The organism is Methylobacterium sp. AC690 (assembly GCF_979256535.1).
Map to the genome: position 1 here is coordinate 231,863 of NZ_CEEDOX010000005.1, position 14,303 is coordinate 246,165.

The 14,303-nt window shown below is 69.6% G+C and carries 14 protein-coding genes; 5 read left to right on the plus strand and 9 right to left on the minus strand.

The window, feature by feature from the left end:
* Positions 1 to 155: 155 nt before the first annotated feature.
* Positions 156 to 710: a hypothetical protein gene (locus AC0IY1_RS08195; RefSeq protein WP_471768813.1), complete on the plus strand. Its 555-nt coding sequence runs from the start codon at positions 156 to 158 to the stop codon at positions 708 to 710.
* A gap of 198 nt (positions 711 to 908) precedes the next feature.
* Positions 909 to 1,337 (plus strand): DUF2147 domain-containing protein, encoded by a 429-nt coding sequence (locus AC0IY1_RS08200; protein ID WP_082512986.1) that lies wholly within the window; start codon positions 909 to 911, stop codon positions 1,335 to 1,337.
* A 47-nt stretch (positions 1,338 to 1,384) separates the two neighbouring features.
* On the opposite strand, the gene alaS is transcribed toward AC0IY1_RS08200, so the two are convergent.
* Positions 1,385 to 4,048: an alanine--tRNA ligase gene (gene alaS / locus AC0IY1_RS08205; protein WP_055951269.1), complete on the minus strand. Its 2,664-nt coding sequence runs from the start codon at positions 4,046 to 4,048 to the stop codon at positions 1,385 to 1,387.
* 213 nt (positions 4,049 to 4,261) lie between these two features.
* On the opposite strand from alaS, the gene AC0IY1_RS08210 reads away from it, so the two are divergent.
* The 3 genes from AC0IY1_RS08210 to AC0IY1_RS08220 all read left to right on the plus strand — a co-directional run bounded on the left by AC0IY1_RS08210 (position 4,262) and on the right by AC0IY1_RS08220 (position 6,489).
* Positions 4,262 to 4,678, plus strand: a complete 417-nt coding sequence (locus AC0IY1_RS08210; protein WP_471768814.1) for an MAPEG family protein — start codon at positions 4,262 to 4,264, stop codon at positions 4,676 to 4,678.
* 123 nt (positions 4,679 to 4,801) lie between these two features.
* Complete coding sequence (locus tag AC0IY1_RS08215) at positions 4,802 to 6,091, plus strand: PQQ-dependent sugar dehydrogenase (protein ID WP_055951275.1); 1,290 nt, start codon at positions 4,802 to 4,804, stop codon at positions 6,089 to 6,091.
* Positions 6,092 to 6,093: 2 nt separating this feature from the next.
* The gene (locus tag AC0IY1_RS08220; RefSeq protein ID WP_471768815.1) at positions 6,094 to 6,489 is read left to right on the plus strand and encodes a c-type cytochrome; all 396 of its coding nucleotides are present in this window, start codon (positions 6,094 to 6,096) and stop codon (positions 6,487 to 6,489) included.
* 123 nt (positions 6,490 to 6,612) lie between these two features.
* Here AC0IY1_RS08220 and recA read toward each other — a convergent pair whose 3' ends face one another.
* From recA to flgB, 8 genes are all read right to left on the minus strand, one after another.
* Positions 6,613 to 7,704, minus strand: a complete 1,092-nt coding sequence (recA, locus tag AC0IY1_RS08225) for a recombinase RecA (RefSeq protein WP_055951278.1) — start codon at positions 7,702 to 7,704, stop codon at positions 6,613 to 6,615.
* Between the two features lie 142 nt (positions 7,705 to 7,846).
* Complete coding sequence (gene cckA, locus AC0IY1_RS08230; protein ID WP_471768816.1) at positions 7,847 to 10,525, minus strand: cell cycle histidine kinase CckA; 2,679 nt, start codon at positions 10,523 to 10,525, stop codon at positions 7,847 to 7,849.
* A 149-nt stretch (positions 10,526 to 10,674) separates the two neighbouring features.
* A complete protein-coding gene (gene flhB, locus AC0IY1_RS08235) occupies positions 10,675 to 11,742 on the minus strand; it encodes a flagellar biosynthesis protein FlhB (RefSeq protein WP_471768817.1) in 1,068 nt (355 codons plus the stop codon).
* Positions 11,743 to 11,765: 23 nt separating this feature from the next.
* Positions 11,766 to 12,530, minus strand: a complete 765-nt coding sequence (gene fliR, locus AC0IY1_RS08240; protein WP_471768818.1) for a flagellar biosynthetic protein FliR — start codon at positions 12,528 to 12,530, stop codon at positions 11,766 to 11,768.
* Positions 12,531 to 12,548: 18 nt separating this feature from the next.
* A complete protein-coding gene (gene fliQ, locus AC0IY1_RS08245; protein WP_055951296.1) occupies positions 12,549 to 12,815 on the minus strand; it encodes a flagellar biosynthesis protein FliQ in 267 nt (88 codons plus the stop codon).
* A gap of 148 nt (positions 12,816 to 12,963) precedes the next feature.
* Positions 12,964 to 13,278 carry a flagellar hook-basal body complex protein FliE gene (gene fliE / locus AC0IY1_RS08250; protein ID WP_055951298.1) on the minus strand — a complete coding sequence of 105 codons (315 nt, stop codon included), beginning with the start codon at positions 13,276 to 13,278 and terminating at the stop codon, positions 12,964 to 12,966.
* Between the two features lie 31 nt (positions 13,279 to 13,309).
* The gene (flgC, locus tag AC0IY1_RS08255) at positions 13,310 to 13,720 is read right to left on the minus strand and encodes a flagellar basal body rod protein FlgC (RefSeq protein WP_055951301.1); all 411 of its coding nucleotides are present in this window, start codon (positions 13,718 to 13,720) and stop codon (positions 13,310 to 13,312) included.
* Between the two features lie 30 nt (positions 13,721 to 13,750).
* On the minus strand, positions 13,751 to 14,173 hold the full coding sequence (gene flgB, locus AC0IY1_RS08260; RefSeq protein ID WP_471768819.1) for a flagellar basal body rod protein FlgB: 423 nt from the start codon (positions 14,171 to 14,173) through the stop codon (positions 13,751 to 13,753).
* Between the last annotated feature and the right edge of the window lie 130 nt (positions 14,174 to 14,303).

Below are 14,303 nucleotides of genomic sequence, written 5' to 3' on the forward strand. Positions count from 1 at the left end.
GGCTCCACCAAACTTCCCCGCGACGTCTTCCCCGCGACGTGCCCCGACATCGACGTAGACCTTTCCGCACGTGCTGCGTATGGCGGTGCGGTGTGCGCCCGTGCAGCGGCCACGACGGTGCGCGGTGCGGGTGAATTGGACGTGGTTCGGTGTTCATGGCGACGTCCCTCCCCGGCGACCCCGGCCCGACCCCTGCTGCGGCGACCCTCCTCGGAGACCTGTGTGACCGCCTCCGGGCCGGGCCGAGCGCCACGGCGGTTCTGGAGGACTGGTGCCGCGCCCGAGGGCTCGCCGAGGCACCAGGCCTCATCGCGCACCCCGTCGCGGCACCGGAGCGTCCGGCGAGCCCGGCGCAGCGGGAGCGCCTCGCCGTGCCGCGCGACGCGCTGGTGCGCTACCGCCGGGTCCGCCTGACCTGCGGCGCTCTCGTGCTGTCGGAGGCGGAGAACTGGTACGTCCCATCGCGCCTGACGCCCGCGATGAACCGGTTGCTGCAGACCAGCGAGGTGCCCTTCGGCCGCGTCGTGCACGACCTGTCGCCCACGCGCCGCAACCTGTCCCTGCGCCTCCTGCCTGCGGGGGACCGCCCGGACACCGCCGGGCTTGCCGAGCCGCTCTTCGCGATCGAGGCGCTCCTGCTGCGGGCGGATGGACAGCCTCTCTGTGAGGTCGGCGAGATCTATACCGGCGCCGTCCTGGCCCGTCCCTAAAGCGGCGCCGCCGCCGTCCTGGCCCGTCCCCGAGGCGCCGCCGCCGCCGTCCCTGGCCCGTCCCTGAGGCGGCGCCGCCGCCGTCCTGGCCCGTCCCCGAGGCGGCGCCGCCGCCACGGCCGACCGAAGGTCTGGCCAGTGCGGAAGGCGCAGGCTATGCCCCTCGCCCGATCAACGCGAAGGGCAAGGACTTCCCACATGGCGATCACCGGACGGGTGTTGCGGAGCGCAGGCTGCGGATGGGCGATCGCGCTTGTGCTGGGCGGCGCGGCCTCGGCCCAGCAGGGGCGGGACGCCACGGGGCTCTGGCTGACGGAGACCGGGGTTTCGAAGGTGCGGATCAGCCGCTGCGGCAACGGCTATTGCGGGACGCTGGCGAGCGTCGCGGGCCCGGGGCTCGACGCGAAGAACCCTGACCCGTCCCTGCGCTCCCGCAGCCTCGTCGGCGTGCAGATCATGAACACCCGCACCGCCGGCGCGAGCGGCTACGAGGGCACGCTCTACAATCCCAACGACGGCAAAACCTACGCCGGCACCCTGACGATCAAGGGGCCGGACATCGTCGAGGTCTCGGGCTGCGTGATGAGCGTGTTCTGTAAGAGCCAGACCTGGAAGCGCGTGAACTGAGCGCTTGCCGCCCCTCCGGACGGGGTGGAGGGGCGGGCTCGTGAGAATCAGGCTGTGAGCGCGGCGCGAATCGCGTCGATGGCCGCCTGGGCCCCCGCGCCCTCGGGGCCGCCGGCCTGGGCCATGTCGCGGCGCCCGCCGCCGCCCTTCCCGCCGAGATGCCCCGCACCGGCCCGGACCAGGGCCACGGCGTCGTAGCGCTCCGTCAGGTCCGGGGTGACGCCGACCACGAGGCCGGCCTTGCCGTCGGGGGCGACGCCCACGATCGCGACGATGCCGGAGCCCAGGCGGGTCTTGCCCTCGTCGGCGAGGCTCTTGAGGTCGCGCATCTCGACGCCCTCGACCACCCGGGCCATGACCTTCACGCCGGCAATCTCGGCGATGCCGTCGTCGCTGCCCGCGCCCGCGCCGCCCATGGCGATCTTCTTGCGCGCGTCGGTCAGGTCGCGCTCCAGCCGGCGGCGATCCTCGATCAGGGCCGCGAGGCGGTCCGGCACGTCCGCGGTGGCGGCCTTCAGCAGCCCGGCGATCTGGGCAAGCGTCCGGCTCTCGTCGGCGCGGTGGCGCCGCGCGGCGTCGGCGGTCAGGGCTTCGATGCGCCGCACGCCGGCACCGACCGCGCTCTCGGCCACCACCGAGACCTGGCCGATCTCGCCCGTGCGTCCGGCGTGGGTGCCGCCGCAGAGCTCCACCGAGAAGGCCTTGGAGCGCCCGCCCGCGCCCGCGACCGGCGCGCCCATGGAGACCACGCGGACCTCGTCGCCGTACTTCTCGCCGAACAGCGCGCGAGCGCCGGATTCGATCGCCTCGTCCACGGCCATCAGCTTGGTGACCACCGGCGTGTTCTGCAGCAACACGGCGTTGGCGATGTCCTCGACGGCGCGGATCTCGGCCTCGTCCATGGGCTTCGGGTGGCTGAAGTCGAAGCGCAGGCGATCGGGGGAGACGAGGGAGCCCTTCTGGGCGACGTGGTCGCCGAGCACCTGGCGCAGGGCCTCGTGCAGCAGGTGCGTCGCCGAGTGGTTGGCCCGGATCGCGGCGCGGCGGCCATGGTCGACGGCGAGCTCCACGGCCTGATTGAGCGACAGCGTGCCCTCGTCCACCGTGACGTGGTGGACGAAGAGCTCACCGAGCTTCTTCTCGGTGGCGGTGACCCGCGCCGTCAGGCCGGCCGCCGACAGGGTGCCGCTGTCGCCCACCTGCCCGCCGGACTCGCCGTAGAACGGGGTCTGGTTGACGAGGACGAGGCCGGTTTCCCCCGCCTTCAGGCTCTCGGTCTCGGCGCCGTCGCGCAGCAGGGCGGTGACGATGCCCTCGGCGCTCTCGGTCTCGTAGCCGAGGAACTCCGTGGCGCCGACGCGCTCCTTCAGGCCGTACCAGACCGTCTCGGTGGCGGCCTCGCCCGAGCCCGTCCAGGCGGCGCGGGCGGCCTTGCGCTGGCGCTCCATGGCCTGGCCGAAGGCGTCCGTGTCGACGCCGATGCCGCGCGCCTTCAGGGCGTCCTGGGTCAGGTCGAGGGGGAAGCCGTAGGTGTCGTAGAGGGTGAAGGCCGTCTCGCCCGAGAGGTTCTGGCCGCTGCTCAGGTCACGGCTCTCGGCGTCGAGGATCGCGAGGCCGCGCTCCAGGGTGCGGCGGAAGCGGGTCTCTTCCAGGCGCAGGGTCTCGCCGATGAGGCCCTCGGCGCGGGTCAATTCCGGATAGGCCTGGCCCATCTCGCGCAGGAGTGTCGGCACGAGGCGGTACATCATCGGCTCGCGCGAGCCGAGGAGCTCGGCGTGGCGCATGGCGCGGCGCATGATGCGGCGCAGGACGTAGCCGCGGCCCTCGTTGCCGGGCAGCACGCCGTCGGCCACGAGGAACGCGGCGGCGCGCAGGTGGTCGGCGATGACCCGGTAGGAGGCGACGTTGCCGGGCTCGGGCGGGCGACCGACCGCGTGGCTGACGGCGTCGATGAGGGCGCGGAACAGGTCGGTGTCGTAGTTGCTCTTCACCCCCTGAAGGATCGCCGCCATGCGCTCCAACCCCATGCCGGTGTCGATGGAGGGGCGCGGCAGGGCGAGGCGGTTGCCCGGCTCGACCTGCTCGTATTGCATGAACACGAGGTTCCAGAACTCGAGGAAGCGGTCGCCGTCCTCGTCGGGCGAACCGGGCGGACCGCCCTGGAGCGTCGGGCCCTGGTCGATGAAGATCTCGGAGCACGGGCCGCAGGGGCCGGTATCGCCCATCTGCCAGAAATTGTCGGAGGTGCCGATGCGGATGATGCGGTCGTCCGAGAAGCCCGCGATCTTGCGCCAGAGATCGGCGGCCTCATCGTCGTCGGCATAGACCGTCACCAGCAGCCGGTCCTTCGACAGGCCGAACTCCTTGGTGATCAGGTTCCAGGCCAGCTCGATCGCCCGCGGCTTGAAGTAGTCGCCGAAGGAGAAGTTGCCCAGCATCTCGAAGAAGGTGTGGTGCCGGGCGGTGTAGCCGACATTGTCGAGATCGTTGTGCTTGCCGCCGGCGCGGACGCATTTCTGCGCCGTGGTGGCCCGGTCGTAGGGCCGCTTCTCGACGCCCGTGAAGACGTTCTTGAACTGCACCATGCCGGCATTGGTGAACATCAGCGTCGGGTCGTTGCGCGGGACGAGCGACGAGGACGGCACCACTTCATGGCCCGCTGCCGCGAAGTAGTCGAGGAAGGTCGACCGGATCTCGTTGACGCCGCTCATCGCATCACAACTCTGTCGTAGGGTGCCGCCGGAGGCGGACGCGCCGGGCTGTCGGTCGCGCACGCATGCCGCGCGCGGAGCGCCCCGCCAGTTCGGAGTGTCCCGCGCTGGCGCACTCATAAGGAGCGTTCCGGCGCAAGTCACGGTCGTTTCGCTTTTGCGCACGGTCGAGCTAGGAACGCATCCCGCCCCTTCCCAATACGGACACCCGCGATGCCGGTCGAAATACGCCTTCTTGCCTGGTCCTGCCTGCTCGGTCTGGTCCACATCATCGCCGCCTCCGCGAGCGGCGTGCAGCAGCGGGGCGGCTTCGGCTGGGCCTCCGGCAACCGCGAGGGGCCGACGCCCACGGTGACGGGCGCCGCGAGCCGGCTCGAGAAGGCGTCGAAGAATTTCCTCGAGACCTTTCCGATCTTCGCCGCCCTCGTTCTCGCCTGCGTGGCGACGGGCCGGCACAACACGGCGGTGGTCCTCGGCGCCTACCTCTACTTCTTCGCCCGGCTGGTCTACCTGCCCGTCTACGGCTTCGGCATCCCGAAGGTCCGCTCCCTGATCTGGCTGGTCTCGATCGTCGGCATCCTGTTCGTGCTCTGGGGCCTGTTCATCAAGCTCCTGCCCTACACGCCCTGAGGGTTTTCGCGCCGGCGCGCCGCGAACCCCGGCCTTCGCCCTCCCCTTGCCGGCGCGCCCGGCAGGCGCATATCGTCGGGGCTCAACCGCCCCGATCATGCGGGCGGACTTCGGGAGACATCCATGCGATCGGTCCTCACCGCAACGCTGCTCGCCGGCTGCGCCGCGCTGGCGTTCACCGCCGGCGCCCTCGCGCAGGGGGCAGCCCCCGCCGAGACCAAGGCCAAGGCCGACGCCCTCGAGAAGCTCACGGGGATGCAGAGCACCGGCACCGCGGAAGCGCCGGAGATCCCGCAGACCGGCCGGCGCGCCGATGCCCTCCGCAAGACCCTGTCCAAGATCAAGCTGCCCGAGGGCTTCAAGATCGACCTCTACGCCGTGGTGCCGGATGCCCGCTCGATCGCGGTCGGGCCCAATGCCGGCGTGCTGTTCGTCGGGACGCGCAAGAGCAAGGTCTACACGGTGACGGACCGCGACAAGGATCGCGTGGCCGACGAGGTTCGCGCCTTCGCGGCCGGCATCGATTTCAAGATCCCCAACGGCGTCTGCTTCTCGAAGGACGGCGTCCTGACCATCGTCGAGCAGAACCGGGTCCTGTCCTTCCCGGCGGCGGAATTCTTCTACGAGAGCCCCGACGTCGCGGCCGGCGTGCTGGTGAAGCAGGGCGACCTGATCCCGGCCGCCGAGGAGAGCTACAATCACACCGCCCGGATGTGCCGGGTCGGCCCCGACGGCAAGACCTACATCTCCCTCGGCCAGCCCTATAACGTGCCTCCGGCGGCCAAGCGCGACCTCTACGCCAAGGCCGGCATCGGCGGCATCATCCGCATGGATGCCGACGGCAAGAACCGCGAGGTCTACGCCACCGGGATCCGCAACTCGGTGGGCATGGACTTCAACCCCGCCGACAAGGCGCTGTGGTTCACCGACAATCAGGTCGACGGCATGGGCGACGACATCCCGCCCGGCGAGCTGAATCGCATCGCCAAGGCCGGCGAGAACTTCGGCTTCCCGTGGTTCGGCGGCGGCCATGTCCGCACCGTCGAGTACAAGGACGAGACGCCGCCGAAGGACGTGGTGTTCCCGCAGGCCGAACTGCCGCCCCACGCGGCCGATCTCGGCATGACCTTCTACAACGGGCGCATGTTCCCCGACACCTACAAGGGCGGCATCTTCACCGCCGAGCACGGCTCCTGGAACCGGACCCAGCCGCTCGGGGCCCGGATCATGTTCGTGCCCGTCGACAAGGATGGAAAGGCCGGCGCGCCGAAGCCCTTCGCGGAGGGTTGGCTGACGCAGGACGGCGAGTATCTCGGCCGTCCGACCGATGTCGCGGTCCTCCTGGATGGCTCGCTCCTCGTCGCCGACGATACGGCGGGCGCGATCTACCGCATCTCCTACGAGGCCAAGTAGCCATGAAGCCCAGAAGCGCGCGGCCCAGCAGCGTGTGGTCGAGGAGCGTGCGGCCGGTCTCCCGAACGGCCCGGCCTGTCCGGGCGGTTCTCCTCGGCGTCCTGCCGATCCTGCTCCTGCCCACGGGGGCGTGGGCGGGGGACGCCAAGGCCGGCCGCAAGGCGGCGGTCGCCTGCCAGACCTGCCACGGCCTCGACGGAGTCTCGAAGCTTCCGGAGGCTCCGAACCTGTCGGGTCAGGTCGAGCCCTACCTCGTGAAGGCCCTTAAGGAATACCGGGACGGCACGCGGCGCAACGAGATCATGAACGTCGTGGCCAAGCCCCTCAGCGACAGCGAAATCGCGGATCTGGCAGCCTACTACGCGGCCATCCAGGTCGACGTTCTGCCTCCGGGCTGAATCGAGATGTCCTGAAGGCGGATGGGTCTCCTGAACGAAAAAGGCCGCCGGGCGACGTGCCCGGCGGCCTTTTACTGGTTCGGAGCGCCGCGCGACCCGGTCCCGGGCGCGCGAGCGAACCCCTCAGGCCTCACCCTCGTCGAGCTCGTCCTCGGTCGGCTTGGCGTTCTCGAGGATCTTCTCGGCCACGAGGCCGGAATTCTGGCGGATCGAGGCCTCGATCTTGTTCGCGATCTCCGGGTTGTCGCGCAGGAAGCCCTTCGAATTCTCGCGGCCCTGGCCGAGGCGCTGGCTGGCATAGGAGAACCAGGCGCCGGACTTCTCCACGATGCCGGCCTTGACGCCGAGGTCGATGAGCTCGCCGACCTTGGAGACGCCCTCGCCGAACATGATGTCGAACTCGACCTGCTTGAACGGCGGCGCGACCTTGTTCTTCACGACCTTGACGCGAACCTGGTTGCCGATGGCCTCGTCGCGATCCTTCAGGGTCGAGACGCGGCGGATGTCGAGGCGCACGGAGGCGTAGAACTTCAGCGCGTTGCCGCCCGTGGTGGTCTCCGGGCTGCCGTACATCACGCCGATCTTCATGCGGATCTGGTTGATGAAGATGACCATGCACTTCGAGCGCGAGATCGAGCCGGTCAGCTTGCGCAGGGCCTGGCTCATCAGGCGGGCCTGAAGGCCGGGCTGCGAATCGCCCATCTCGCCCTCGATCTCGGCGCGCGGCGTCAGGGCCGCCACCGAATCGACCACCAGCACGTCGATGGCACCCGAGCGCACCAGGGTGTCGGTGATCTCCAGGGCCTGCTCGCCCGTGTCGGGCTGCGAGATCAGGAGATCGTCGAGCTGCACGCCGAGCTTGCGCGCGTAGACCGGGTCGAGGGCATGCTCGGCGTCGACGAAGGCGCAGACGCCGCCCTTCTTCTGGGCCTCGGCGATGGTGTGCAGGGCGAGCGTGGTCTTGCCCGAGGATTCCGGACCGTAGATCTCGATCACGCGGCCGCGGGGCAGGCCGCCGACGCCGAGGGCGATGTCGAGGCCGAGCGACCCGGTGGAGACGACCTCCACCTCCTGGACCTTGTCGTTCTTGCCCAGGCGCATGATCGAGCCTTTGCCGAAGGCCCGCTCGATCTGCGACAGCGCGGCGTCGATCGCCTTCGCCTTGTCCTTGTCCACCATCGGGGATTCCACAACTTTCAGCGCGGGCTGGGCCATTCGTCGGCATCCTTATGCATGGGGGCGGTGCAAGGCTCAATGCGCCTCGGTTGCCGATTGTGTACCCGTTTTGTTCTCATTCGGCAAGGCCGACACCGGAGAATTCGCGCGTCGCGGGCCACGAATCCTCCGGTGTCGCGCCTCAGCGGGCGATGGTCTCCTTCACCGTCTCGACGAGCTGCTTCAGGCTGAAGGGCTTGGGCAGGAAGTTGAAATCCTCGCCGTCGGGCAGGTTCTTGCGGAAGGCGTCCTCGGCATAGCCCGAGACGAAGATGACCTTGAGGTCGGGGGATTGCTTGCGCAGCTCGCGCAGCAGGGTCGGCCCGTCCATCTCGGGCATCACCACGTCGGAGACGACGAGGTCGATGGTCTCGGTGGTCTCGGCGATGATCCGCAGGGCATCGAGTCCCGAGGCCGCTTCGAGCACGGTGTAGCCGCGGGCCGACAGGGCCCGGCTGTTGACGGCGCGCACCGGGTCCTCGTCCTCCACCAGCAGGATCACGCCCTGGCCGGTATGGTCCGGGGCCGGCTTGCGGGGGGCGGGCTTCTCGCCCTCCGCTCGCGGCCGGTCCGGGGCCCCCTTGAGCCGCGTGGCGGCGATGGCGGCGGTCGACTGCGCCGTCGCGGGCGGCAATGCGAGCTCCGGCTCGGGCGCAGGCTCGGCCGTCGGCACGTGGCGCGGGAAGTAGATCCGGAAGGCGGTGCCCTCCCCGACCGTGGAGCGCACGTCGATGGTGCCGCCGCTCTGCTTGACGATGCCGAACACCGTCGAGAGGCCGAGGCCCGTGCCCTTGCCGATCTCCTTGGTGGTGAAGAACGGCTCGAAGATCTTTTCCATGACGTCGGGCGGGATGCCCTGTCCGGTGTCCAGGACCTCGATCAGCACGTGGTCGCCGACCGGCATGCCGAGGCGGTTCTCGCTCGGAACCGCCTCGTCGACGACGTTGGCGGTGCGGATCAGCAGGCGGCCGCCCTCCGGCATCGCGTCGCGCGCGTTCACCGCGAGGTTCACGATCACCTGCTCGAACTGGTTCACGTCGGCCTTGATCGGCCAGATGTCGCGCCCGTGCTTCAGGTCGAGGTCCACCCGCTCGCCGAGCAGGCGCTTGAGCAGGAGCGTCAGGTCCGACAGGGCCTCGCCGACGCTCATCACCTCCGGGCGCAGGGTCTGGCGCCGCGAGAAGGCGAGCAGCTGGCGCACCAGGCTCGCGGCCCGGTTCGCGTTCTGCTTGATCTGCATGATGTCCTGGAAGGCCGGATCGGTCGGCCGATGGCTGGCCAGGAGCAGGTCCGAGTAGCCGATGATCGCCTGGAGCACGTTGTTGAAATCGTGGGCGATGCCGCCGGCGAGCTGGCCCACCGTGTCCATCTTCTGCGCCTGCGCCACCTGCTGCTCGAGCTGTCGCTGGGCGGTGGTGTCGAGGGCGTAGAGGATGACCCGCTCGCGATCGCTCTGCTCGGCCTCGTCCCCCCGGCCGCCGGTGGGCTCGCCGCCCGCCGGGCTCAGCCAGACGCGGGCCGACCGGTTGCCGGGACCCGAGAGCGCGATCTCGATGGGCTGCACTTCGACGAGGCCGGCGGCGGCCTTGCCCAGGGCCGCCTCGAGGCCGGCGCGATCGCGCTCGGCGATCGCATCCCACATGGTGGGCTCGCCCTGGAGGTCGTTGCGCCCGTCGGGCAGGGCCTGCCGCGGCAGCCCGCCGAACAGCCGGGCGAACGAGGCGTTGGCCCGGGCGATGTGGCCGCTCTGGTCGAGGGTCGCGATGGCGATGGGGCTGTTGTTCAGGAAGCGCGCGAGCCGCACCTCGGCGACGCGCTGCGGCTCGTCGCTCTCGGCCCCGGCCGAGCGGTTGAGCACGAAGGTGCGCGACGGGCCGGGCCGTCCGTCCTGGCCGAAGGCGACCCGGTGGTACAGGCGCGCCGGCAGCGGATGGCCGTTGCGGCGGCGCAGGTCGAGGTCGAAGCGATCGGTCCGGACCTCGCCCGGCAGGCCCTCGGAGGCGGTCAGGACGTCGGCGCCGGGGGCGATCTCGGGCAGGCGCAATCCGCCGGAGCCGACCGTCGCCAGGTCGTAGCCGAGCCAGGCCGCCAGGGTCGCGTTCATGTAGACGATCGCGCCGGTCGGATCGATCGAGAGGAAGCCGGCCGGAGCGTGGTCGAGATAGTCGATCGCGTGCTGCAGTTCCTGGAAGACGTTCTCCTGGCGCTCGCGCTCGTGGGTGATGTCGCTCACCGTCCAGAGGGTCGCGGGGCGGCGCGGCCGCTCGATCGGGCGCACGCTGATGCGGAACCAGGCGAAGGCGCGCTCGGCCGCGCTGCCCGGAGGCGGCGCCATCCGGATCTCCTCGGCATGCCCGAGGCCGTCGCGGGAGGCTTGGGCGAGGCGATAGACCGCCTCCGACACCTCCGGCGAGCCGACGAAGACCCGCTCCACCGGGCGCAGGCTGGCGAAGGTCTCGCCGCCGGCGATGCGCAGGTAAGATTCGTTGGCGTAGATCAGGCGCCCGCCCTCCTCGACCACGATCGCGCCCTCCGGCGCGGCGTCGACGATGGCCTTGGTGATGTCGTCCCGCGTGGTCTGTCCGGCGAACTGGATCGCCCCGATGGCGAGGGCGAAGAGGCAGAACACGCCCGCCATGGCGAGGAGCGCCAGCAGCCCGAGGATCAGCGGCTGCGCCTGCTCGCTCGCGACGAAGGACAGGCCCACGGCGGCGCCGACGAGCAGGCCTGCCAGCACGAGGAGCAGCCCGACGCGCCCGGGCCGCTCGGAACGATCGATCGCGTTCGACGCGGGCTTCCCGTGTCCGCTGAACTCAACCATCCGACGCCGACCCACCCCTGAAGCCCATCCGGTTAGCGCCTCGCTTTCGCTCGCAGCAAGGGCAAACCGGCGTATGTTGCCGAGAATTCTCACGAAAGAGGGTGCATAAAGCGTGGCGAGCGCAAGCGCCAATCGTCACGCGCGCCTCCTCAGGCGGCCCGCCGGCGCAGGCGCATCACGTAGCCGATGACTTCGGCCACGGCGCGGTAATGCTCCGCCGGGATTTCCGCGTCGATCTCCACGGTGGCGTGGAGGGCCCGCGCCAGGGGCGGGTTCTCGAGGATCGGGACGTCGTGCTCCTTGGCCACCGCACGGATCTTGAGCGCGAGCGAGTCGACGCCCTTGGCCACGCAGACGGGGGCCGTCATGCCGGCCTCGTAGCGCAGGGCGACCGCGTAGTGCGTCGGGTTGGTGACGATCACGGTGGCGGTGGGCACGGCGGCCATCATGCGCTTCTTCACGCGCTGGGCGCGGATCTGCTTCATGCGGCCCTTCACCTCGGGACTGCCCTCGCTCTCCTTGTGCTCCTGCTTCATCTCTTCCTTCGACATGCGCAGGCGCTGGCGCCAGCGGAAGCGCTGGTAGACGGCGTCGCCCAGCGCGATGGCGATGAAGACCGCGAGCATGCCCGCCATCATCTTCAGGGCCAGCGTCAGGATCGCGGCCAGGACGGCGCTCGGGTCGAGGCGGGTGAACACCTCCATCCGGTCGCGCTCGCCCCACAGGATGGTTCCGGCCACGACCCCGACCATGCCGAGCTTGGCCAGTCCCTTCACGAACTGGAACAGGGCCTCCATCCCGAAAACGCGCTTGACGCCGGCCATCGGCGAGACCCGGTCCCATTTCGGGCCGAGCGCTTCCGTGCTGAAGACGAACGGATGCTGGATGAGACCGGCGGCCAAGCCCGCGACCAGGACGAGACCCACTGGTATACAGAGGGCCTGGGCGCAGATGATCAGCGTGCGCACCCCCATCTCGGAATAGGCCTCCGGGTCGGCAGGGACCGCAGAGGCGTTCATCAGGAAGCCGCGCAGGCTCGCCACCAGGTCCTTGGCGATCATGCCCGAGGCCATCAGCAGCGCCATGGTGAAGGCGGCCAGGATGAAGAAGGTGTTGATCTCGGGGCTGTTCGGGACGTTGCCCTGCTCGATCGCCTTCTCGATCCGCCGCGGAGTCGGGTCTTCTGTCTTGTCTTCCGGATCGGAATCGTCCGCCACGGCTCAGAACTCCGCGCGGGGGCTCAGCGCCCGGCGAGGTCCGCCAGGTAGCGCCCGATATCGTCGAGGAAGACGCCCATCATCACGCCGAGGCTCCCCAGGAGCAGCAGCATGCCGATCAGCACCGAGGCCGGCACGGCCACGAAGAACACCTGCATCTGCGGCATCAGGCGCGCCAGCACGCCGAGCCCCACGTTGAACAGGATGCCGAAGGCGATGAACGGGGCCGAGATCTGGACGCCGAGGGCGAAGCCGCGCGCGATCGCCTTCAACGCGAGGCTCGCCGCCTCGCCCATGCCCGGGACGCCATCCGGCGGGAGCAGGACATAGCTGCGCCCGATCGCGTCGAGGGCGACGTGGTGCAGGTCGGTCGCCACGATCAGGGTGACGCCGAGAAGCGCCAGGAAGTTGCCGATCGCCGTCTGCTGCCCGCCCTGCGTCGGATCCACGGTCATGGCGTAGGAGAGCCCGAGTTGCTGCGAGATGATCATGCCGGCGGTCTGAAGCGCGGCGAGAACCATCCGCACCGTCAGGCCGAGCACCAGACCGACCAGCAGCTCGCCGATGAGCAGCGCGATCAGGCCCGGCCCCGCGATGGCGCCGCCCTGCATCGGCAGGAGTGGCCGTACCGTGGGAAACAAGATCAGGGAGAGCAGCAGCGCGAAGGCGAGGCGCAGCCGCGGCGAGACCAATTGTTCGCCCACGCCCGGCATCAGCATCACCAGGGTGCCGATGCGCGCGAAGGTGAGAAGAAAGGCCGCCGCGATGCCCGGCAGGAGGAGGTTCATGCCCTGTCATAGCAGGCTTCAGCCGCCGGACACGATGCGGGCCGCGATCCGAGCCATGTAGCTGCCGAGGGCATCGCCCATGAAGGGCAGCATCAAGAGGAGCGTCGCGAACACCGCCACGATCTTGGGCACGTAGATCAGGGTCTGCTCCTGGATCTGTGTCAGGGCCTGGAACAGAGAGACCACGAGGCCCACCACGAGGGCGACCAGCATGATCGGCCCCGCCACCTTGAGGAAGACGAAGATGCCGTCGCGGGCGACGTCGATGATGGCGAGACCGGTCATGGATGGGGTGTCATCTCGCGTCTGGGCGGAAGGCTTGGGTGGGCGCAGACAATTTTCGGGAAGGCGGAATTCTCGCGGACGGGGAAGGCGTCGGAGCGCGGAAGGAAGGTCTCGGACAGCGGTTCCGGGATCGGTGATCCGCAACCGCTCAGATCTGCATCCGCATGATTTCCTCGTAGGCCGAGATCACCCGGTCGCGGACGGCGACGAGGGTCTGGAGGGCGGTCTCGCTCTCGGCCACCGCCGTCACCACGTCGACGACGTTCGCCTTGCCGCCCGCGACGGCGAGCGCCTGGCTGTCGGCCTTGCGTCCCGCCTCGCCGACGTTGTCCAGGGTGGAAGTCAGGAGCGATGTGAAGTTCGACCCCGACGCGCCGGTAGCCGGTGCGATCTTCGGAGGACCCTTGGCGCCGATGTTCTGGATCGCCGCGTAGGCGCCGGCGGCGAAGGCGTTGCTGGTCATGACGGCGGACTTTCAGGCGGCGGAACGGCGGTCAGGCCTTGAGGATCTCGAGGGTCTTGGCGACCATGCGGCGGGTGGCGGTGACCATGTTGAGGTTGGCCTCGTAGGAGCGCTGGGCCTCGCGCATGTCCATGTTCTCGATCAGGCCGTTGACGTTGGGCATCGCCACCTCCCCCCTGGCGTTGGCGCTCGGATTGCCCGGGTCGTACTTGGTCCGGAAAGGCGAGGTATCGCGGCGCACCCGCCCTGCTTCGATCAGCGACGCGCCGGTCTCGCGGTCGACCTGCTGGGTGAAGGTTGGGATCTTGCGGCGGTAGGGCTGGCCGCCCACGGTGGTCGGCGCGGAATCCGCGTTGGCGATGTTCTCGGCGATGATCCGCATCCGGCTCGATTGAGCCTTCAGGCCCGAGGCGGCGGTGGTGAGGGATTTGAGGAAGTCCATGGCGCGCTCCGTGAGTCGTTGAAGGGCCGCTCAGCGCTTGCCGATGGCGATTTTGATGGTGTCGAGGCTCTTCTGGTAGAGCGACGCGGCCATCTGATAATCCGCCTGGTTGTCGCCGGCCTTCATCATCTCCTCCTCGAGATTGACGCCGTTTCCGCTGGGACGGATCTCGAACCCCTTCACGCGACGCGGATCGGCTCCGGGGGCGTCCGGGCCTCCACCGAGGGCGATGTGGGACACGTTGGTCACCGCGAGGCTGCTGCTCGTCGTGGCACCCTGCGGCTGCGACAGGACGGGACCGGACCGTCCGAGGTCGGGGCTGGCGAGGTCCCGCGGCTTGAAGCCGGGCAGGTCGGCATTCGCCACGTTCTCGGCCAGCAGCTTCTGGCGCGTCTGGTGCCACTGCATCCGCGTGCGCAGCATGCCGAGAATGGGCAGGTCGGTGACGGACATGGGCTGGACCCTCCCCTCACCCGGAAGAATCTGCCCGGTGGGACCGGCAAAATCTGCCGCCCCCATGGTTAACGCCCGGTTAAATCCCGGGTGTCCCCATTCAAATAGGGACGTCCCTCAGGGAGTCCTC